Here is a 20,446-nt window from a genome sequence, read left to right on the forward strand (position 1 = left end):
GTCGACGACATGGCCGAGAAGGGCCATATCATCCGGGTTCATCACCCATATGAGTGACGAGGCTGAAATTGCCCCGGTCAGAGGGCGGGGAACAACGCGGAGAACAACGCGGGAAACGCGCGACAAGCCGGACCGGGCGCGTGCCCGGCCCGGCCCGGCTGTCCTGTCCGGCTGCCGGTCCCGCCACGGCGACTAGCCGCGCAGCACCGCCCCGGTCCGCTCCCCGGCGAGGGCGACCGCCGCGTCCCTGGCCGCCGACGCCTCGTCGACCGTCAGCGTCCGGTCCGCCGCGCGGAAGCGCAGCGCGTACGCCAGCGACCGCCGTCCCTCGCCGAGCTGCTCGGCGTTGTCGTACACGTCGAACAGCCGGATGGACTCCAGCAGTTCACCCGCGCCCTCGCGCAGTGCCGCCTCGACCTCGGTGGCCGGGACCGCCGTGTCGACGACGAGGGCGACGTCCTGCGTGGCCACCGGGAACGTGGAGATGCCCGGCGCCTGCGGTGTGTCGTCCCCGGCGCGCTGCAGGGCGTCGAGGTCCAGCTCCATCGCGCAGGTGCGCGCGGGCAGCCCGAGCGTCTTCACCACCCGCGGGTGCAGCTCGCCCGCGTGGCCGATGACCCGCTCGGTGCCGTCCAGGCGCACCGCCAGTTCGGCGCAGCGGCCCGGGTGCCACGGCCCGTACTGCCCCTTGCGGACGATCAGCTCGGCGCCCGCCTCCCGGGCGACGGTCCGGGCGGCCTCGACGGCGTCGGCCCACTCGGCCGGGCGGCCCGCGCCCCACCAGCCGGCCTGCTCACGGGCGCCGGCGAGCACGACGGCGACGTGCCGCGGCTGGTCGGGCAGCGCGGCGTTCAGCGCGGCGAGGTCCTCGTCGGAGGGCCGCCGGTCGACGGGCAGGGCGGCGGCGGTCCGCTGCTCCTGGCGCGGCTGGAAGACCAGGCCGGTCTCGTACAGCGCGAGGTCGTGCGTGCCCCGGCCGTCGTTGCGGCGCAGTGCGCCGAGCAGGCCCGGCAGCAGCGAGGTCCGCAGCGCGGGCTCCTCGTCGCTGAGCGGGTTGACCAGCTTCACGACCCGGCGGGCCGGGTCGTCGGCGTCCAGTCCGAGCTGGTCGAAGACCTTCTCGCTGACGAACGGGTAGCTGAGCGCCTCGATGTAGCCGGCGCCGGCCAGCGCCCGGCCGACGCGGCGGTGCAGCCGCTGCCGGGGGGTCAGGCCGCGCCCGGCGGGCGGCTTGGGCAGCGTGGCGGGCAGGTTCTCGTAGCCCTCCAGCCGGATGACCTCTTCGGCCAGGTCGTTGGGGTCGGTGAGGTCGGGCCGCCAGGACGGCACGGTGACCAGCAGCTCGTCCTGTCCGTACACGTCGCAGCCGACCTCCTGGAGGCGGCGTACGACGGTCTCGCGGCCGTAGGTCACGCCCGCGACCTTGTCGGGGTGGTCGGCCGGGACGGTGATGGTGCGCGGCGCGTGCGGGGCGCTGATCTCGGTGACGCCGGCCTCGGCGGTGCCGCCCGCGAGCAGCACCAGCAGGTCGACGGTGCGCTGCGCGGCAGCGGCGGCGGCCTGCGGGTCGACGCCGCGCTCGAAGCGGCGGGACGCCTCGGAGGAGAGCTTGTGGCGGCGGGCGGTGCGCGCGATGGCCACCGCGTCGAAGTGGGCGGCCTCGATGACCACGTCGCTCGTCGCGTTCGAGTCGGCGTCGTGGTCGGCGATCTCCGTGTCGGCGCCGCCCATGACACCCGCGAGGCCGATCGGACCGCGGTCGTCGGTGATGACCAGGTCCTCGGCGTGCAGGACGCGCTCGGTGCCGTCGAGGGTGACGATCTTCTCGCCCGCCACGGCCCGGCGCACGCCGATGGTGCCCTGCACCAGGGACCGGTCGTAGGCGTGCAGGGGCTGGCCCAGCTCCATCATCACGTAGTTGGTGACGTCGACGGCGAGCGAGATCGGGCGCATGCCGACCTTCTGGAGCCGGCGCTGGAGCCAGATCGGAGAGCGCGCCTCGGGGCTGAGGCCGGTGACCGTGCGGGCGGTGAAGCGGTCGCAGCCGGTGGGGTCGGCGATCTTCACCGGGTAGCCGTAGGCGTTCGGCCCGGGTACGTCGAGCAGGGCCGGGTCGCGCAGCGGCAGGCCGTAGGCGATGGCGGCCTCGCGGGCGACGCCGCGGATGGACAGGCAGTCGCCGCGGTTGGCGGTGACGGCGATGTCGAGGACCTCGTCGACCAGTTCCAGCAGCTCGATGGCGTCGCGGCCGACCTCGGTCTCCGGCGGCAGCACGATGATGCCGTGGCTGCCGTCGTCGCCCATGCCCAGCTCGTCGCCGGAGCAGATCATGCCGTGCGAGACCTTGCCGTAGGTCTTGCGGGCGGCGATCGAGAAGCCGCCGGGCAGGGTGGCGCCGGGGAGGACCACGACGACCTTGTCGCCGACGGCGAAGTTCCGGGCGCCGCAGACGATCTCCTGGGGCTCACCGGTGCCGTTGGCCTGCCCGACGTCGACGGTGCAGAAGCGGATCGGCTTCTTGAAGCCCTCCAGCTCCTCGATGGTCAGCACCTGGCCGACCACCAGCGGGCCCTTGAGGTCGGCGCCGAGGTGCTCGACGGTCTCGACCTCCAGGCCGACCGAAATCAGCTTGGCCTGCACGTCGCGGCCGGTCTCGGTGGCCGGCAGGTCGACGTACTCCCGCAGCCAGGAAAGCGGGACCCGCATCAGATCTCCATCCCGAACGGCCGGGTGAACCGGACGTCACCCTCGACCATGTCTCGCATGTCTTCGACGTTGTGGCGGAACATCGCCAGGCGCTCGATACCGAACCCGAAGGCGAAGCCGCTGTACTTCTCCGGGTCCACGCCGCAGGCGGTCAGCACCCGGGGGTTGACCATGCCGCAGCCGCCCAGCTCGATCCAGCCCTCGCTGGAGCAGGTGCGGCAGGGGCGGTCGGGGTTGCCGACGGACTCGCCCTTGCAGACGTAGCAGACCATGTCCATCTCGGCGGACGGCTCGGTGAAGGGGAAGAAGTTGGGCCGCAGCCGGGTCTTCATCTCCGCGCCGAACAGCGACTGCACCATGTGGTCGAGGGTGCCCTTGAGGTCCGCCATGGTCAGGCCCTCGTCGACGGCGAGCAGCTCGACCTGGTGGAAGACCGGGGTGTGGGTGGCGTCCAGCTCGTCGGTGCGGTACACGCGGCCGGGGCAGATCACGTAGACCGGGGTGCCGCGGCCGAGCAGGGAGCGGACCTGCACGGGGGAGGTGTGGGTGCGCAGCACGACGCCGGACTCGGTGCCGCCCTGCGGGCCCTGCACGAAGAAGGTGTCGGCCTCGCCGCGGGCCGGGTGGTCCGGGCCGATGTTGAGGGCGTCGAAGTTGAACCACTCGGCCTCGGCCTCGGGTCCCTCGGCGACCTCGTAGCCCATGGCGACGAAGATGTCCTCGATGCGCTCGGAGAGCGTGGTGAGCGGGTGACGGGCGCCGGCCGGTACGCGGTCGTACGGCAGCGTGACGTCGACCGCCTCCTCGACCAGCACCCGGGCGTCGCGCTCGGCCTCCAGCTCCGCCTGACGGGCGGCGAGGCCCTTGTTCACGGCACCGCGGGCCTGGCCGACGCGCTTGCCGGCCTCGGCCTTGGCGTGCGGAGGCAGGGCGCCGATCTCCCGGTTGGCCAGCGCCAGCGGCGAGGCGCCGCCGGTGTGGGCGACCTTCGCCTCCTGGAGCGCGTCGAGGGAGTCCGCGGCGGCGAAGGCGGCGAGCGCCTCGTCCCGCATGCGCTCGATCTCTTCCGGTTTCAACGCCTCGACCTCGACAGGGTCGTACGACTTATTCGGTGCCGACATCTCTTCCCGTGCTTCCGATTCGCTGGCGGATGGTCCCCGTCCCGACTCGGGGGACGTGTCGTCCCTTGACCGGGGACGCAAAGGTGCCAAAGGCCGAGTCTAACGGGGTGGGGATGGGCGATGGCGCCCGCGGGCTGCTCAGGCCAGGTAGGCCGGAGCGCTCACGGGCAACGTAAATCGGAACTCGGCGCCGCCCCGCGGCCCCCGGCCGACGGTGATGGTGCCGCCGTGGGCCTCCACGATGCCCTTGACGATGTAGAGCCCGAGGCCGGTGCCACCGCGCTTGCTGCCCCGCCAGAAGCGGGTGAAGACGCGGTTCATGGACTCCTCCGGGATGCCGGGTCCCTCGTCGCTCACCGTGACCGACGTGGCTGTGTGCTCGGCGTACTCCCCTTCGCGGGGGGACGGCGCGGGCGCGATGTCGATGGTGACGGTTCCGTCGCCGTGGCGCACGGCATTTTCGATGAGGTTGCTGAGCACCTGGTCGACCTTGTCGGGGTCGGCCCACAGGTCGGGCAGCGGCTGCGCGAGCCGGAGCAGGAACCGGTCGGCGCTCTGGCCGGCGGCGACGTACGCCTGGATGTGGCGGCCGACGGCGGCGCCGATGTCGACGGGCTGGCGGCGCAGCTCCAGGCGGCCGGAGTCGATGCGGGAAATGTCGAGCAGTTCGGCGATGAGCCGGGTGACGCGGTCGGCGTCGGCGTCGACGGTCTCCAGCATCAGCCGTTTCTGGTCGTCGGTGAACCGCTCCCACTTGGCGAGCAGCGTGGCCGTGAAGCCCTTCACCGACGTGAGCGGGGAGCGCAGTTCGTGGGCGACGGTGGCGATCAGCTCGGCGTGGCTGCGCTCGGTGCGGCGGCGGGCCTCGGTGTCGCGCAGGGTGACGACGACGCGGCGGACGGGGCCGGTGGGGCGGGTGCGCACGTACCGGGCGGCGACCAGGACCTCCCGGCCGCCGGGCAGCAGCAGGTTGCGCTCGGGCTGGCGGTTGCGGATGGCGAGGCCGCCGTAGGGGTCGGTCAGCTGCCACCAGCGGCGGCCTTCGAGGTCCTCCAAGGGGAGGGCCTTCTCCAGGCTCTCGCCGAGTGCCTCGGCGGCGCGGCGGGCGGTGACGCGCTCGGCGGCGGCGTTGAAGCGGATCACCCGTCCGTGCTCGTCGGCGACGACGAGGCCGTCGGGCAGTTCGTCGGGGTCGATGCCGGTGTCGAGGCCGGGGTCGATGCCGGCGGGTTCACCGGGCCGGGGCGCGGGCGGGCGCCCGGCCCGATGTGCTTCCGGTGCGCTGCTCGTGCCGACCATCCCCGTACCCCACCTCTCCGCCACGCCGGGGTCCCGAGTTGGTCACCCTACTAGCTCTCGGTGACGGAGCGGCACCCTCCGGCGGCGCGCTGTGCACGCGCCGACGCGTAGAGACATACGGCGGCGGCGGTGGCGAGGTTCAGGCTCTCGGCCTTTCCGTGGATGGGGACGCGCACGACGGCGTCCGTGAGGGCGCGGGTCTCCTCCGGGAGCCCCCACGCCTCGTTGCCGAACACCCAGGCGGTGGGCCCGCCCATGGTGCCGGCGTCCAGCTCGGCGTCGAGGTCGTCCTCGCCCGCCCCGTCGGCGGCGAGCACCCGCACTCCGGTCTCGCGCAGCCCGGCGACGGCGTGCTCGACGGGGACGCCGACGGCGACCGGCAGGTGGAACAGGGAGCCGACGGAGGCCCGTACGGCCTTGGGGTTGTACAGGTCGACGGAGGCGTCGGTGAGGACGACGGCCTCGGCGCCGGCGGCGTCCGCGCAGCGCAGTACGGTGCCGGCGTTGCCGGGGTCGCGGACGTGGGCGAGCACGGCGACCAGCTTGGGGCGGGCGGCGAGGATCTTCTCGAACGGGGTGTCCACAAACCGGCAGACCCCGACCAGCCCCTGCGGGGTGACGGTGGTGGAGATGTCGCCGATCACCTGCTCGTCGGCGAGGTGGACGCGGGCCCCGGCGGCGCGGGCCTCCCCGACGATGTCGGCGTACCGCTCGGCGGCCTCGACGGTCGCGAACAGCTCCGTGAGTGTCTCCCCGTACCCCGCCGCCTCCCGCACGGCCTGCGGCCCCTCGGCGAGGAACAGCCGCTCCTTGCTCCGGAAGTTCCGCTTGGCGAGCCGCCGCGCGGCCGAGACGCGGGACGAGCGGGGCGAGATCAGCTCAGGAGGGGCAACCATTCGACTTCCTTCACGGGAGTGCCCTACGGGCGCGGGGAACTGCGCGACCAGCCACAGCGAACCCGCAGACGACACACAACAGGACCCGCAGACCGAAGCCTGCGGGCCCCTGCAGTCACGTCGGCCTAAAGCCGGCGCGGCGTCACGCGGCCTTCGGCGCGTTGACGTCGCTCGGCAGCGCCTTCTGGGCGACCTCGACGAGCGCGGCGAACGCGTTCGCGTCGTTGACGGCCAGCTCGGCGAGGATCTTGCGGTCCACCTCGACGTTGGCGGCCTTCAGACCCTGGATGAAGCGGTTGTACGTGATGCCGTTGGCGCGGGCAGCGGCGTTGATGCGCTGGATCCACAGCTGGCGGAAGTCACCCTTGCGCTTCTTGCGGTCGTTGTAGTTGTAGACCAGCGAGTGGGTGACCTGCTCCTTGGCCTTGCGGTACAGGCGCGAACGCTGACCGCGGTAGCCGGAGGCCTGCTCGAGGATCGCCCGGCGCTTCTTGTGGGCGTTGACTGCCCGCTTGACGCGTGCCACTTTTTAACTCCTTGTAGCGGGGCCGCGGTGATCCGCACACGGCCCGGTATCGATTGGGTCCCGGTCCTGCCGTACGGCGCTCAGTGGCGCCCGTACGTCACTTGCCGAGAAGCTTCTTGATCTTCGCGGCGTCGCCCGGGGCCATCTCGGCGTTGCCGGTGAGGCGACGCGTCACGCGGGACGACTTGTGCTCGAGCAGGTGGCGCTTGCCGGCGCGCTCGCGGAGCACCTTGCCGGAGCCGGTGATCTTGAAGCGCTTGCTGGCACCGCTGTGCGACTTGTTCTTCGGCATAGCGCCGTTCTCTCCTCGTGGGTGGCGCTCCGATGCCCGGTCGTGGAAACCGGGCACGGTGGAGCGTCGCTCGTGTATCGGTTACGTCCTGGGACTCGCGTCCCGGGAGGTCACGCCTCGGCGGATGCCTCGGCCTGGGCCTCGGCGTTGGCGGCGTCGGGGTCCGCGGCGTTCATCGAACGGCCGGGGTTGGCCTTCGCTTCGGCCTTGCGGGCTTCCTGCGCCTGGCGGGCCTCGGCCATCGCCTCGGTCTTCTTCTTGTGCGGACCGAGGACCATGATCATGTTGCGGCCGTCCTGCTTCGGGTTCGACTCCACGAACCCGAGGTCGGCCACGTCCTCCGCGAGGCGCTGCAGCAGCCGGTAGCCCAGCTCGGGCCGGGACTGCTCGCGACCGCGGAACATGATCGTGATCTTGACCTTGTCGCCCTGCTTGAGGAACCGGACGACGTGACCCTTCTTGGTGTCATAGTCGTGCGGGTCGATCTTCGGCCGGAGCTTCATCTCCTTGATGACCGTGTGCGCCTGGTTCTTGCGCGCCTCACGGGCCTTCATGGCCGACTCGTACTTGAACTTCCCGTAGTCCATGAGCTTGCACACGGGCGGACGGGCGTTCGCCGCGACCTCGACGAGGTCGAGGTCGTACTCCTGCGCAAGCTCCAGGGCCTTGGCAAGCGGGACAATCCCGACCTGCTCGCCGCTGGGACCGACAAGTCGCACCTCGGGAACGCGAATCCGGTCGTTGATGCGGGGCTCGGCGCTGATGGATCCTCCTCGGTAGCACCACGCGACCGTCTGGCGGACAGCCGCGTTACGTCTGTTTCGATAGACCTAACCGCGCCGACGCATGAAAAATGCCCCGGACGATCACAGGCGGGGCTCCTCGAACTGCTACCGGAGCACCGTCGCGATGATCGCGGGGCGCGCTTTCGGGCTGGTCCCCGTCGTGGACGGGACCGCCTGACCGGTGACCCGCCGTCCCGGGGGACGGTCAGGTGGGAGTTCGAATGGCCTCCACTTGAGGTCGGTCGCGTCGCCGTGAGGCATACGTGTCCGACCGGTCGTTACACAAGGTTAGCAGCTCCCGCTCGGAACGTGCCAACCGAGACCGGGTGGGGTCCCCTCCCGTCCTGCGCCTATCGTGTCCGGCATGAGTGAGACCCCCGCCGAGTCCCCGGCCCATCCCGACTTCGACGCCATGACCCGCGACATCGCCGAGGTCCCGGCGGTCGAGGTGATCGTCACGGTCGCCGTCAACCTGATGAGCGCCGCGGCCGTGAAGCTCGGGCTGACGGAGGACGGCGACGCGCACAAGGACCTGGACGAGGCCCGCAAGCTGGTGCACGCGCTGGCCGGTCTGCTGGACGCGAGCGCGACGGAGATCAGCTCCTTCCACGCCGCCCCGCTGCGCGACGGCCTGAAGTCGCTCCAGCTGGCGTTCCGCGAGGCGTCGCTCGTGCCGGACGACCCGGGCCAGGGGCCGGGCGAGAAGTACACGGGAGCGGTCTACGGCTGACCCGTCGCCGTACGGACGTACAAGGGCTCGCCCGGCGGCGTCGCCCCGGCCGGCAGCAGTGCCAGGTCGAGGCCGCGCACCAGGCGGGCCCGCAGTGTCTCGTCGGCGGCCAGCCGCCGGGCGACCGCGTGGACGCTGACGTCGTTCGGCATGCCGGGGTGGAGGACCAGAGCGAGCGTGCCGTCACCCTGCCCGGGTCCGAGGTAGGCCCGTTCCACCGCGTCCACGGCGGCCACGGCGCCACGCACCGCTGCCACGACCGCGGGGTCGGCCAGCGGGTCCGTGGTCGTACGTCCCTCCGCGAGGGCCAGCAGCGCCGGGCCGGTCAGCTCGAACGGCACCGGTCCGGCCAGGTCCAGCACGACGGTGTCCGCCTTCTCGTGCGCGGCGGCCTGGAGCGCCTGGTGCAGGGGAACGGCGACGGGGCGGGCCGCCGGGTCCCAGCGGGCGAGCGAGTCGGTGGAGGTGAACGCGGGCAGCGCGGTCCGGCCGCCGGCCTTCAGCGTCGGTACGGCCATGTCGCTGGTCTTCTCGCGGCGCAGCCCGCCCACCCGTCGACCGCCACCGCCCTTCCAAGGACCTTCGCCCCCTTCTTGACCGTCCTCCTCGACCTCCCCGAGGACCGCCACGACGGGGACCAGCAGCCGGGCGCCCTTGAGCGCCGCCAGGACCGGTGCGAGGGCGGTGCGGTCCTCGGCCCAGGCGGCGAGCGCCGCGCTCAGCCGGGGGTCGGCGGAGCCGTCGTCGTCGGAGTAGCCGGGGTCGGGAATGTTCTTGTTCGCCACGGTCCCCGACCCTATCGGGGGCCGTGAAACGCGCTCGTCACACCCCTCACGGACTTCTCAGGAATCCCTGACCCGCATTTAACGCGCGTCATACGGGACGCTCAGGCGCCGCCGCGACCATCGCGGGCATGGCCTCCTTCAGATCCAGGCTGCTGTACGCGGCCCTCGCCTGTGCCGTCGTCGGCGGCGGTACGACGGCGGGGACGGTGTACCTGCGCGCGCACGCGAGCACGGCCGCCGTATCGTCGCCCGCGTCGGCGTCGGCACCGGCGGACGGGAACGGGAACGGGGACGGGGAGGCATCGGTGGAACCTTCGGCGGAACCCGCCGTGGACCGGGACGCGCTGCTGGCACAGGCCATGACGGCGGTGTCGGTGGCGGACGGCACGCTCATGTCGGTGGCGGTGCTGGACCCGGAGACCGGCGAGAGCGCCGCGTACGGCGACGGCACCTTCGACACCGCGAGCATCGTCAAGGTCGACATCCTGGCGACGCTGCTGCTCCAGGCCCAGGACGCGGGGCGTTCGCTGACCTCGGCGGAGCGTACGTACGCCACCGCGATGATCGAGAACAGCGACAACGCGTCCGCGACGGCGCTGTGGCGCGCGATCGGCGGGGCGGACGGGCTGGACGCCGCGAACGAGCGCTTCGGGCTCACCGGGACCGAGGGCGGCGACGGCGACCTGTGGGGGCTGACCACGACCACGGCGGCGGACCAACTGGTCCTGCTTCAGCAGGTGTTCGGAAGTGACTCGGTCCTGACGCCGGCGTCCCGGACGTACCTCCAGGGGCTGATGGAACGGATAGCCGACGACCAGGACTGGGGGGTGTCGGCGGCGGGCTCGTCGGCGGCGCTGAAGAACGGCTGGCTGCCGCGGAGCACGACGGGGCTGTGGGTGATCAACAGCATCGGGCGGGTGACGGTCGACGGCCGTGAACTCCTGGTGGCCGCGCTGTCGCAGGGCAACACCACCAAGGCGGCGGGGATCTCGCTGGTCGAGGCGGCGGCGAAGGCGGCGGTGTCGGTGTGCGGTGCGGACGGCGCGACCGCCTCCGCCGGACCGGAGCTCGCTCAGAAGTCGTCGTAGCGGGTGCGGCGGCCCCGCCACAGCACCACCGCCGCGACCAGCAGCACCCCGCCGGCGCCGCCCGCGAGGGGGGCCACCCAGGCGGAGGTGGAGCCGGGTGAGGTCTCGTCGTCGGGGCCGTCACCGAAGTACTTCTCGCCGTACGCCGCCGGTGCCGGGCTCCGGGACTTCAGCCGGCCGGCCGCCTCGATCGCGGCGGCCGGGTCGATGAAGCCGTAGCCGCGGGAGTCGTCGCGGCCGTCGGCGGGGGCGTTGTCGGCGGTGTCCTCCAGGAGGCTCTTGATCTGTGCCGGACTCAGGCCGGGGTGGGCGGCCCGGATCAGGGCGACGGAGCCGGAGACGAAGGCGGCGGCGGCGCTGGTGCCCCAGCCCTCGTAGTACTGGTGGTCGGGGTCGGCGATGATCACGTCGACGCCGGGGGCGGCGACCGTGGCGTACCAGCGGCGGGTGGAGAAGGAGGCGCGGGTGCCGTAGCGGTCGACGGCGGTCGCGGCGATCACGCCGGGGTAGGCGGCCGGGTAGGAGATGTGGTCGCCCTTCTCGCCGCCGTTGCCGGCCGAGGCGACGACGACGACGTTCTTCTTCAGGGCGTACTGGATGGCCTCGTCCTCGGCGGGTTCCGGGTGGGCGGAGGAGGAGTCGTCGCCGAGGGAGAGGTTGATGACGTCGGCGCCGTGGTCGGCGGCCCAGCGGATGCCCTCGGCGAGGGCGCCGCCGCGGGACTTGCGGGCCTTGGCGCGGGCCGGGTCGCCGTCCTCCAGGATGACGCGGACGGGCAGCACCTTGGCCTCGGGGGCGACGCCCATGACGCCGTCCCCGTTGCCGGTGCCGTGTCCGTGCCCGGCGATGATCCCGGCCATGGCGGTGCCGTGCCGGGCCCAGGCGCGGTCGCCGTCCTCGGCCCCGAAGCCGACCAGGTCCGCGCCGGTCAGGACGTTGCCGACCAGGTCGGGGTGGTCGGCCTCGACGCCGGTGTCCAGGACGGCGACGGTGACGCCGGCGCCCTTGGTGGTGCGCCACACCTCGTCGAGGTGCAGGGCGTCCAGGGACCACTGCTTGGCCCGTATGCCGTCGGCGTGGGCGGCGGTGGAGGGCACCAGGGCCAGGGAGGCCGCGAGGAGGACGCCGAGGGCGGCGGTGCGGCGGCGGGCGTTCATCACGGCGTGCGTCACGAGGGCTGCTCCGTGGCCGGTCCGACGTTCTTGCGCAGGCGGCGTTCGACGCGGTCGGCGAGGCCCCGCGCCTCGTGGCCGAGGCCCGCCTGCGCCGGGGCGCTGGTGGCGCCGGTCTCCATGGCCGCCTCGGCGGGCTGCGGGTCGTCGGCCTCGCGGCCGTCGGCCCAGCCGGAGACGGCGTAGACGACGACCGGGGCGTCGGTGAGGACGGAGACCGTCCAGGAGGCCCGCTGGGCCGCGCCGAAGCCGGCGGCGACGGTGTTCTTCGCGGCGTACGGCAGGGGCATCAGGTCGGTACGGCGGTCCAGGCCCTCTTCCTCGAACCGGGCCGCCAGCGAGGTCATCGCGGCGGCGTCGCCCTTGGTGAAGAGGAGCCCGACGGTGGTGACGTGGCTGCGGGTGGCGTCGGTGTAGGTGGCGCGCAGCAGGCGGGCGCAGCCGACCGGGGCGAGCGCCTTGCGCAGGAGGGGGTCGAAGGCGTGCGCGCAGCCGCTGTCGGGGGCGACGGCGACGCGGGTCCAGGTGCGGTCGGCGCCGCCGGGACCGGCGCCCTGGCCCCGCACGGTGGGCGGGAAGAGGTCGTCGACCGGCGCGTTGTGCCACAGGTCGCCGGCGGCGTCGTAGGCGTTCTGGCGGCCGCCGTCCCCGGAGTCGTCCGCGAGCCAGCTGCCGGTGACGGCACCGGTGAGCAGGCCCGCGCCGAGGACGAGACAGACGGCCGCGGCGACGATCTGGGAACGCGGCCGGCGCCCGAGCGGACGGGGCCGGGCGCGCTCGTCGTCGTACCCCTCGGGTTCGCCGAGCGTCACGAAGGGCCGCGGGGTTCCGCCGGGGGCGGTGGCGCTCCAGGCCGGGGCGGGGGTGGGCGCGGGGGCGGGGGCGAAACGGCCGGGGGCCGGGGGGACGGGGCGCAGGCGGCGGGTCGTCTCGGCGGCTCCTTCGGCGGGGGCGGCCGGGCCGGGGGCGCGTCGCGTGGAGTCCGGGCCGGCGGCCGGGGCCGGGTCCGGCGGGACGGGGCGCAGGCGCCGGGTCGTTTCCGCGGGGACCTCGGCCGGGGCGGCCGGGCGCGGGGGCGGGCCGGCGGGGGGCGGGGGGACCTCGGCGGGGAGGGGCTGGGCCGTACGCGGAGGTGTCCCGGCCGAGGACGGCCGAGGCCGCTGTGCGTGGGAGCCCTCGGCCGGCGGCTGGGCGGGGCGGGCGTCCCGGGGCCGTGCCGTGGCGTCGGTGCCGCGCGGGTCGCGGCCCACCGTCGGCGGCGTGTCCGGGAAGCGGGCGGAGGGCGGCGGCGGGGGCGGCGCGGCGGGGCCGGGGCGGGCGGCGGAGGGCTGGGCGTCCGGTCCGGCGGCAGGGCGGGGCGTCCCGGCGGCCTCGCCGTCGGCACGCCGGTCCGCGGAGCCCGCCGCGCGGCCGTCCCGCGGCACGCCGCGTTCGTCCGCCGCCGACGCGTGCGGGCGCGGCGGTACGCCTCCGGCGCGGCCGGGACCGCCCGGGGACCCGGCGTCCGCGGGGGTGCTCGGCTGTCCCGGCCGGGACCGCGGCGCGGGCGCGGGGCCGGCCTGGTGTGCCGGTGAACCGGGGTGCGGTGGGGTGGGGGGATGGGGCGGCACGGTTCCGGTACTGGTGCTGGTGCTGGTGCTGGTCGGGGACGCGGTGGGCGGGAGGGGACCGGGTCGGTCGGTCGTACGGGGGTCCGGTCGGCCCGCCGTACGGGGGTCCGGCCGACCCGTCGTACGCAGGTCCGGGTCTCCCGTCGTACGCGCGCCCGGCTGTCCCGTCGGGACGGGAGGGTGTGGCGGGGCAGGTGGGTGGGGTGGGGGCGGGGGGACGGAGGCACGTCGCGCTTCCGTGCTCATGCACCCCCCGTTTCCTCGTGCCCGTGCCGTCCTCGTCGGCGGGCCGTGTCCTGCTGCCCGGCCCGGCGCGGTCAGGTCCGCCCCGGGCACTTACCCGCACGGCCGGGACACCATCCCGGCGTCGGCGCCGGACCGTGCCCGAACGCCTCCGACGTGCGTGCGCGTCACTCTACGGCGTGACCCCCTACCGCGGGGAACCAGTACACGCGCCCGCGGCATTGGCCCGGAACGTCCCCCTACCCTGCGGTAATCCGGTCTGGCAGGCTGCCTCCATGACCGCTCGCCCCGCCGACCGGGCCCGCTACGACCGGGCCACCGCCCAGCTCGACGCCCCGGTGGCGATCGTCGACCTGGAGGCGTTCGACGCCAACGCGGACGACCTGCTGCGCCGGGCCGGCGGGAAGCCGGTCCGGGTCGCCAGCAAGTCCGTACGCTGCCGCGCGCTGCTCGAACGCGTCCTGGCCCGGGACGGTTTCGCGGGCGTGATGTCCTTCACCCTGGCCGAGTCGCTGTGGCTGGCGCGCTCCGGTTTCGAGGACGTGCTGCTCGCCTATCCGTCGGCGGACCGCGCCGGATATGCCGAGTTGACCGCCGATCCGAAGCTCGCCGCCACGGTGACCGTGACGATCGACGACCCCGCGCAGCTGGACCTCGTCGACGCGGCGCGCGACGGCGGCCGGGAAGTCGTGCGGGTCTGCCTGGAGTTGGACACGTCGCTGCGGCTGTTCGGCGGGCAGGTACGGGTCGGGGCCCGGCGCTCCCCGCTGCACTCCCCCGCCCAGCTCGCCGATCTGGCGCGGGCGGTGGCCCGGCGGCCCGGGTTCCGGGTCGTGGGGATCATGGCGTACGAGGGTCATGTCGCCGGGGTCGGGGACGCGGTCGCCGGGCGTCCGCTGCGGTCGCGGGCGGTGCGGCTGATGCAGGCCGCCGCCCGCCGGGAACTCGCCGAGCGGCGGGCCGAGGCGGTGCGCGCGGTGCGGGCCGTCGTGCCGGACCTGGAGTTCGTCAACGGCGGCGGCACGGGCAGCGTGCAGCACACGGCGGCGGAGGACGCGGTCACCGAGATAGCCGCCGGGTCGGGGCTGTACGTACCGCGCCTGTTCGACAACTACACCTCGTTCCAGGGCCGTCCGGCGGCACTGTTCGCTCTGCCCGTCGTACGGCGCCCCGGGGTGGGCGTGGTGACGGTGCTCGGCGGCGGCTATCCGGCCTCCGGCGCGGCCGGTGCCGACCGGCTGCCGGTGCCGTACCTGCCCGAGGGGCTGCGCTACGACGGCCAGGAGGGCGCCGGTGAGGTGCAGACGCCGCTGCTCGGCTCCCCGGCCGACGATCTGCTGATCGGCGACAAGGTGTGGTTCCGGCACGCCAAGGCCGGGGAGCTGTGCGAGCGGTTCGACGCGCTGCACCTCGTCGAGGGGGACGTGGTCACGGCGACCGTGCCGACGTACCGGGGCGAGGGGCACGCCTTCCTGTGACCTAGAGGGGTGTGACGTACGCGCCCGAGATCCCGCCGTCCACCAGGAAGTCGGTGGCGTTGACGAAGGAGGAGTCGTCGCTGGCCAGGAAGGCCACGGCGGCGGCGATCTCCTCGGCCTCGGCGAACCGGCCGACGGGGATGTGCACCAGACGGCGCGCGGCCCGCTCGGGGTCCTTGGCGAACAGCTCCTGGAGCAGCGGGGTGTTGACGGGGCCGGGGCAGAGCGCGTTGACCCGGATGCCCTCCCGCGCGAACTGCACGCCCAGCTCGCGGGACATGGCCAGCACCCCGCCCTTGGAGGCGGTGTACGAGATCTGCGAGGTGGCCGCGCCCATCCGGGCCACGAAGGACGCGGTGTTGATGATGGAGCCCTTGCCCTGGCGTCGCATGTGGGGGATGGCGGCCTTGCAGCACAGGTAGACGGAGGTGAGGTTGACCTCCTGGACGCGCTTCCACGCCTCCAGGCCGGTCTCCAGGATGGAGTCGTCGTCGGGCGGTGAGATCCCGGCGTTGTTGAAGGCGACGTCGACGCTGCCGTAGGTGTCGTACGCCGCCTTGAACAGCGCCTCGACCTGCTCGGGGTCGGTGACGTCGGCTTGGACGAAGAGGCCGCCGGTCTCCTCGGCCGCCGCCTTGCCGCGGGTCTCGTCGACGTCGGCGCAGACGACGTGGGCGCCTTCGGAGGCGAGCCGGCGGGCGGAGGCCAGGCCGATGCCGCTGCCGGCTCCGGTGACGACGGCGGTACGGCCGGCCAGGCGGCGGCAGATGATGTCCTCGGTCATGGTCGGTTCAGGCCTCCGTGCTGAGGAAGACGTTCTTGGTCTCGGTGAAGGCGGTCAGCGCGTCCGGGCCCAGCTCGCGGCCGATGCCGGACTGTTTGAAGCCGCCGAACGGGGTCCAGTAGCGGACGCTGGAGTGCGAGTTGACGGACAGGTTCCCGGCGCGGACGGCGGACGACACGCGCAGGGCGCGGCCGACGTCACGGGTCCAGACGGAGCCGGACAGGCCGTGGTCGATGTCGTTGGCGAGCGCCACGGCCTCGGCCTCGTCCTCGAAGGGCAGGACGACGGCGACGGGGCCGAAGACCTCCTCGACGGCCACCCGGGCGTGCGGGTCGACGCCGGTGAGGACGGTGGGCGGGTACCAGTAGCCGGGGCCGTCGGGGGCCTTGCCGCGGATGCCGTCGGCGTCCTCGGGGACGTAGGAGCGGACGCGCTCCAGCTGGGCCGCGGAGATCAGCGGGCCCATGGCGGTGCGCTCGTCGGCCGGGTCGCCGACGACGACCGACTCGACGGCGGGGGCGAGGAGGTCCAGGAAGCGGTCGTACACCCGGCGCTGGACGAGGATGCGGGTGCGGGCGCAGCAGTCCTGGCCGGCGTTGTCGAGGAAGGACATCGGGGCCGCGGCGGCGGCCGCTTCGATGTCGGCGTCGGCGAAGACGATGTTGGGGCTCTTGCCGCCGAGTTCGAGGGTGACGCGCTTGAGGCGGGCCGCGCTGCGGGCCAGTACCGCCTTGCCCACGGCCGTCGACCCGGTGAAGACGATCTTCGCCACGTCCGGGTGCTCGACGAGGGCGTGTCCGGCGATCGGGCCGCGGCCGGGCAGGACCTGGAAGAGGTGCTCGGGGAGACCGGCGTCCAGGGCGAGTCCGGCCAGGCGCAGGGCGGTCAGCGGGGTCGTCTCGGCGGGTTTGAGGAGGACCGCGTTGCCGGCGGCGAGGGCGGGGGCGGTGCCCCAGGCGGCGATCGGCATCGGGAAGTTCCAGGGGGCGATGACGCCGACCACGCCGAGCGGTTCGAGGATCGTGACGTCGAGGCCGCCCGCCACCGGGATCTGCCGCCCCGTCAGCCGCTCCACTCCCCCGGCCGCGTAGTCGAGCAGGTCCCGGACGTTGCCCGCCTCCCAGCGGGCGTTGCCGAGGGTGTGCCCGGCCTCGCGGACCTCCAGGCGGGCCAGTTCCTCCAGGTGCTCGTCGACCGTGACGGCGAACCGGCGCAGCAGCCGGGCGCGGTCGCCGGGCGCGAGGGCGGCCCAGCGTTCCTGGGCCCGTACGGCGCGGGCGACGGCGGCGTCGACGTCGGCGGCGGAGGCGGCGGGGACGGTGGCGACGGTCTCCTCGGTCGCCGGGTTGAGTACGCGCAGTTCGCCGGACAGCTCGGGCAGCTCGGACAGCTCGGACAACGGGGCCTCACATGCGTTCGAAGGAGCGGCGCAGCTCCCAGTCGGTGACCGCGGCGTCGAAGGCGTCCAGTTCGACGCGCGCCATGGTGCGGTAGTGGTCGACGACCTCGTCGCCGAAGGCGGCGCGGGCGAGGGGGCTGTCCTCCCAGAGGGCGGCGGCCTCGCGCAGGGTGGTCGGGACCTGGGCGAAGCCCGCGGTGTAGGCGTTGCCGGGGCAGGGGTCGGGCAGTTCCAGTTCCCGTTCCACGCCGTGCAGCCCGGCCGCGACCATGCCGGCGACGGCGAGGTAGGGGTTGACGTCGCCGCCGGGGAGGCGGTTCTCGAAGCGCAGGGAGCGGCCGTGGCCGACCACGCGCAGCGCGCAGGTGCGGTTGTCGTGGCCCCAGGCGACGGCGGTCGGGGCGAAGGAGCCGGGCTGGAACCGCTTGTAGGAGTTGATGTGGGGGGCGTAGAGGAGGGAGAAGTCGCGCAGGGCGGCCAGCTGTCCGGCGAGGAAGTGCCGCATGAGCGGGGACATGCCGCCGTCGGGTCCCGGCATGGCGCTGGTGCCGTCCTCGCCGGTGAGCGAGAGGTGGATGTGGCAGGAGTTGCCCTCGCGCTCGTCGTACTTGGCCATGAAGGTGAGGGAGACGCCCTCCTGGGCGGCGATCTCCTTGGCGCCGGTCTTGTAGAGGGCGTGCTGGTCGCAGGTGACCAGGGCCTCGTCGTAGCGGAAGGCGATCTCGTGCTGGCCGGGGTTGCACTCGCCCTTGGCGGACTCGACGGTGAGGCCGGCGCCGGCCATCTCGTTGCGGATGCGGCGCAGCAGGGGCTCGACGCGGCCGGTGCCGAGGACGGAGTAGTCGACGTTGTACTGGTTGGCCGGGGTGAGGCCGCGGTAGTTGGCGTCCCAGGCCGCCTCGTAGGTGTCCTTGAAGACGATGAACTCCAGCTCGGTGCCGACCTGGGCGGTCAGGCCGTGCTCGGCGAGGCGGGCGAGCTGGCGGCGCAGGATCTGGCGCGGGGCGGCCACCACCGGGGAGCCGTCCTCCCAGGCGAGGTCGGCGTGGACGAACGCGGTGCCGGGGTGCCAGGGGATGCGGCGCAGGGTGGTCAGGTCCGGGCGCAGGGCGAAGTCGCCGTAGCCGCGGTCCCAGGAGGACATGGCGTAGCCGTCGACGGTGTTCATCTCGGCGTCGACGGCGAGGAGGTAGGTGCAGCCCTCGGTGCCGTGGCGCAGTACCTCGTCGAGGAAGAAGCGGGCGGCGAACCGCTTGCCCTGGAGCCGTCCCTGCATGTCCGGGAAGGCCAGGACGACAGTGTCGATCTCGCCGCCGGCGACGAGGGCGTGCAGTTCCTCGACACCGAGCGGGGGTGTGCGGTCTGCCACGGAGGGCTCCTCGGACTTCCTTGTCGGGCCGGGAGCCATAAGGTATTGCGCAGGACCATTGGTTGGGAAGGGGGCACGGCCGTATGCCGGAGGAGGGGAGCGGGTCCGGCGCCGGGGGCGCGGTGGCGGACCGGCTGGCCGCGGTGCTCCGGCCGGTGCGCGCGGGCAACGGCTTCGAGGAGGCGCTGGAGCAGATCCTCCAGGTGGTGCGGCTGGGGCTGGTGCCGGCGGGCGGGCGGCTGCCGCCCGAGCGGGAGCTGGCGGAGCGGCTCGGGATCAGCCGGGTGACGCTGCGCGAGGTGCTGCGGGTCCTTCACGACCAGGGGCTGGTGGAGGCGCGGCGGGGGCGGTACGGCGGGACGTTCGTGCTGCCCCGTCCGGACACCGGCGGCGAGGACGAGCTGCGGCGCCGGGTCGCCGAGGTCGACATCGAGGACGTGCTGCGCTTCCGGGAGGTGCTGGAGGTGGGCGCGGCCGGGCTGTGCGCGGCGCACGGGCTGGCCGGGGAGCGGGCGGAGCGGCTGCGGGCGGCGCTGGCCCGCACGCACGACGCGCCGCTGGCCGAGTACCGCCGGGTGGACACGCTGCTCCACCTCACCCTGGCCGAGCTGTCCGGGTCGCCGTCGCTGGCCGGGCAGTACGCGGCGGTGCGGGCGAGCGTGAACGGGCTGCTGGACTGCATCCCGCTGCTGGTGCGCAACCTGGAGCACTCGCAGCAGCAGCACACCGCGCTGGTGACGGCGGTGCTGGACGGGGACGCGGACGGGGCGCGGGCGGTGATGCGGGAGCACTGCGCGGGGACGGCGGCGCTGCTGCGGGGGTTCCTGGCGTGAGCGCCGCGAGCGTCGCGCAAAGGTTCGATACGGATCCATTGACGGGAGGGCGGATGCCGGACAGGCCGCTGATCGGTGTCAGCACGTACCTGGAGCAGCAGGTGCGCTGGGGAGTGTGGGAGATGGCGGCGGCCTTGCTGCCGGCCGGGTATCCGCGGCTGGTGCGGCGGGCGGGCGGCCTGGCGGCGATGCTGCCGCCGGACGCGCCGGAGCATGCCGCGGCGGCCGTGGCCCGGCTGGACGGCCTGGTGATCGCGGGCGGCCCGGACGTGGAGCCGGTCCGCTACGGCGCCGAGCGCCAGCCGCGCACCGGCCCGCCCGCCCGGGCCCGGGACGCCTGGGAGCTGGCCCTGATCGAGGCGGCCCTCGCCGCCCGCCTGCCGCTGCTGGGCATCTGCCGCGGCATGCAGCTGCTGAACGTGGCCCTCGGCGGCACGCTCGTCCAGCACCTCGACGGGCACGCCGAGGTGGTGGGCGTGTTCGGCGGCCACCCGGTGGAACCGGTGCCCGGCACGCGGTACGCCGGCATCGTGCCGGAGACGATGTCCGTGCCGACGTACCACCACCAGGCGGTGGACCGGCTCGGCGCGGGCCTGATCCCGTCGGCGCACGCCGCCGACGGCACGGTGGAGGCGGTGGAGCTGCCCGCCGCCGACGGGTGGGTGCTGGGGGTGCAGTGGCATCCGGAGATGGGCGAGGACGTACGGGTGATGCGGGCCCTGGTGGAGGCCGCCGGGCAGCGGGGGGCGGGGGATGGCGGGCGGGAGGCCGTCCGGCAGGCGGGGGCGGTGGGTGGGGGGTGAGGTGCCGGGGGGGGCGCCCGGCGCGGCGCGCGGCCGGCAGGCCGTGACGCGCCAGAGACCATCCGGCAGCTGCGGACCGCCAGCGGGCGGTGACGCCCCAGACACCACCCGGCGACAGCACGCGGCCGGCAGGCCACGACCCACCCGCGCTCGGCGCCCCCAGCCGCACGGCCCGGTGCCTTCACGGGCCCCCGGCCGACGCCCAGACCCGGCGCACGGGCCGATCACGCCGATGCGCTCGTCGGTCGCCGGTCGTCCGTCGTCGGTCGTCGGTCGTCCGTCGTCCGTCGTCGGTCGTCGGGCGTCCGTCGTCGGGCGTCCGTCGTCGGGCGTCCGTCGTCCGTCGTCGGTCGTCCGTCGTCGGTCGTCCGTCGTCGGGCGTCCGTCGTCGGGCGTCGGGCGTCGGGCGTCGGGCGTCGGGCGTCGATGCCAGTCAGCCCAGTTCCCGACGGCCAGTACCCAAGGCCAGTACCCGACGGCCAGTACCCGAGGCCAGTACCCGACAGCTGAACACCCGACCGCCAGAC

General features: G+C 74.1%; 18 protein-coding genes. 5 read left to right on the forward strand and 13 right to left on the reverse strand.

Features of this window, described 5'->3' with window-relative positions:
* Window positions 1-192 precede the first annotated feature (192 nt).
* The 7 genes from pheT to infC form a co-directional block, all read right to left on the reverse strand.
* Window positions 193-2,706: a phenylalanine--tRNA ligase subunit beta gene (gene pheT, locus ACIQR3_RS21000; RefSeq protein ID WP_403540975.1), complete on the reverse strand. Its 2,514-nt coding sequence runs from the start codon at window positions 2,704-2,706 to the stop codon at window positions 193-195.
* Window positions 2,706-3,827: a phenylalanine--tRNA ligase subunit alpha gene (gene pheS, locus ACIQR3_RS21005; protein ID WP_403540977.1), complete on the reverse strand. Its 1,122-nt coding sequence runs from the start codon at window positions 3,825-3,827 to the stop codon at window positions 2,706-2,708. The genes pheT and pheS overlap by 1 nt, the downstream gene beginning before the upstream one ends.
* 138 nt (window positions 3,828-3,965) lie before the next feature.
* Window positions 3,966-5,126 (reverse strand): ATP-binding protein, encoded by a 1,161-nt coding sequence (locus tag ACIQR3_RS21010; RefSeq protein WP_403540980.1) that lies wholly within the window; start codon window positions 5,124-5,126, stop codon window positions 3,966-3,968.
* A 50-nt stretch (window positions 5,127-5,176) separates the two neighbouring features.
* On the reverse strand, window positions 5,177-6,022 hold the full coding sequence (locus ACIQR3_RS21015) for a TrmH family RNA methyltransferase (protein WP_403540982.1): 846 nt from the start codon (window positions 6,020-6,022) through the stop codon (window positions 5,177-5,179).
* 142 nt (window positions 6,023-6,164) lie between these two features.
* On the reverse strand, window positions 6,165-6,548 hold the full coding sequence (gene rplT / locus ACIQR3_RS21020) for a 50S ribosomal protein L20 (RefSeq protein WP_006141703.1): 384 nt from the start codon (window positions 6,546-6,548) through the stop codon (window positions 6,165-6,167).
* Between the two features lie 97 nt (window positions 6,549-6,645).
* The gene (gene rpmI, locus ACIQR3_RS21025; protein ID WP_003977225.1) at window positions 6,646-6,840 is read right to left on the reverse strand and encodes a 50S ribosomal protein L35; all 195 of its coding nucleotides are present in this window, start codon (window positions 6,838-6,840) and stop codon (window positions 6,646-6,648) included.
* A gap of 110 nt (window positions 6,841-6,950) precedes the next feature.
* Complete coding sequence (gene infC / locus ACIQR3_RS21030) at window positions 6,951-7,604, reverse strand: translation initiation factor IF-3 (protein ID WP_215169806.1); 654 nt, start codon at window positions 7,602-7,604, stop codon at window positions 6,951-6,953.
* A gap of 385 nt (window positions 7,605-7,989) precedes the next feature.
* On the opposite strand from infC, the gene ACIQR3_RS21035 reads away from it, so the two are divergent.
* On the forward strand, window positions 7,990-8,355 hold the full coding sequence (locus tag ACIQR3_RS21035; protein ID WP_403540983.1) for a DUF1844 domain-containing protein: 366 nt from the start codon (window positions 7,990-7,992) through the stop codon (window positions 8,353-8,355).
* On the opposite strand, the gene ACIQR3_RS21040 is transcribed toward ACIQR3_RS21035, so the two are convergent.
* The gene (locus tag ACIQR3_RS21040; RefSeq protein WP_403540984.1) at window positions 8,346-9,140 is read right to left on the reverse strand and encodes an SseB family protein; all 795 of its coding nucleotides are present in this window, start codon (window positions 9,138-9,140) and stop codon (window positions 8,346-8,348) included. The genes ACIQR3_RS21035 and ACIQR3_RS21040 overlap by 10 nt on opposite strands.
* Window positions 9,141-9,268: 128 nt before the next feature.
* On the opposite strand from ACIQR3_RS21040, the gene ACIQR3_RS21045 reads away from it, so the two are divergent.
* Window positions 9,269-10,228: a serine hydrolase gene (locus ACIQR3_RS21045; protein WP_403540987.1), complete on the forward strand. Its 960-nt coding sequence runs from the start codon at window positions 9,269-9,271 to the stop codon at window positions 10,226-10,228.
* On the opposite strand, the gene mycP is transcribed toward ACIQR3_RS21045, so the two are convergent.
* Together mycP and ACIQR3_RS21055 are read right to left on the reverse strand one after the other, a co-directional pair.
* Window positions 10,213-11,385 (reverse strand): type VII secretion-associated serine protease mycosin, encoded by a 1,173-nt coding sequence (gene mycP, locus ACIQR3_RS21050; protein WP_403541063.1) that lies wholly within the window; start codon window positions 11,383-11,385, stop codon window positions 10,213-10,215. The genes ACIQR3_RS21045 and mycP overlap by 16 nt on opposite strands.
* Before the next feature lie 11 nt (window positions 11,386-11,396).
* Complete coding sequence (locus ACIQR3_RS21055) at window positions 11,397-12,824, reverse strand: hypothetical protein (RefSeq protein WP_403540989.1); 1,428 nt, start codon at window positions 12,822-12,824, stop codon at window positions 11,397-11,399.
* Between the two features lie 704 nt (window positions 12,825-13,528).
* Between ACIQR3_RS21055 and ACIQR3_RS21060 the strand changes: the two genes are divergently transcribed.
* On the forward strand, window positions 13,529-14,731 hold the full coding sequence (locus tag ACIQR3_RS21060) for an amino acid deaminase/aldolase (RefSeq protein ID WP_403540991.1): 1,203 nt from the start codon (window positions 13,529-13,531) through the stop codon (window positions 14,729-14,731).
* Between the two features lies 1 nt (window position 14,732).
* Here ACIQR3_RS21060 and ACIQR3_RS21065 read toward each other — a convergent pair whose 3' ends face one another.
* From ACIQR3_RS21065 to ACIQR3_RS21075, 3 genes are read right to left on the reverse strand one after another with little or no spacing between them, the layout of a single operon-like run.
* Window positions 14,733-15,515 carry a 3-oxoacyl-ACP reductase gene (locus ACIQR3_RS21065; RefSeq protein ID WP_403540994.1) on the reverse strand — a complete coding sequence of 261 codons (783 nt, stop codon included), beginning with the start codon at window positions 15,513-15,515 and terminating at the stop codon, window positions 14,733-14,735.
* 7 nt (window positions 15,516-15,522) lie between these two features.
* Window positions 15,523-16,914, reverse strand: coding sequence for an aldehyde dehydrogenase family protein (locus ACIQR3_RS21070; protein ID WP_403540996.1), 1,392 nt, complete (start codon window positions 16,912-16,914; stop codon window positions 15,523-15,525).
* Window positions 16,915-16,921: 7 nt separating this feature from the next.
* Window positions 16,922-18,283: a glutamine synthetase family protein gene (locus ACIQR3_RS21075; protein WP_403540997.1), complete on the reverse strand. Its 1,362-nt coding sequence runs from the start codon at window positions 18,281-18,283 to the stop codon at window positions 16,922-16,924.
* A gap of 83 nt (window positions 18,284-18,366) precedes the next feature.
* Between ACIQR3_RS21075 and ACIQR3_RS21080 the strand changes: the two genes are divergently transcribed.
* Both ACIQR3_RS21080 and ACIQR3_RS21085 read left to right on the forward strand, forming a co-directional pair.
* On the forward strand, window positions 18,367-19,116 hold the full coding sequence (locus ACIQR3_RS21080; RefSeq protein ID WP_403540999.1) for a FadR/GntR family transcriptional regulator: 750 nt from the start codon (window positions 18,367-18,369) through the stop codon (window positions 19,114-19,116).
* A 53-nt stretch (window positions 19,117-19,169) separates the two neighbouring features.
* On the forward strand, window positions 19,170-19,919 hold the full coding sequence (locus ACIQR3_RS21085; protein WP_403541000.1) for a gamma-glutamyl-gamma-aminobutyrate hydrolase family protein: 750 nt from the start codon (window positions 19,170-19,172) through the stop codon (window positions 19,917-19,919).
* The last annotated feature ends 527 nt before the right edge of the window (window positions 19,920-20,446 follow it).

Source organism: Streptomyces sp. NPDC090994, from assembly GCF_044768905.1.
Taxonomy (GTDB): domain Bacteria; phylum Actinomycetota; class Actinomycetes; order Streptomycetales; family Streptomycetaceae; genus Streptomyces.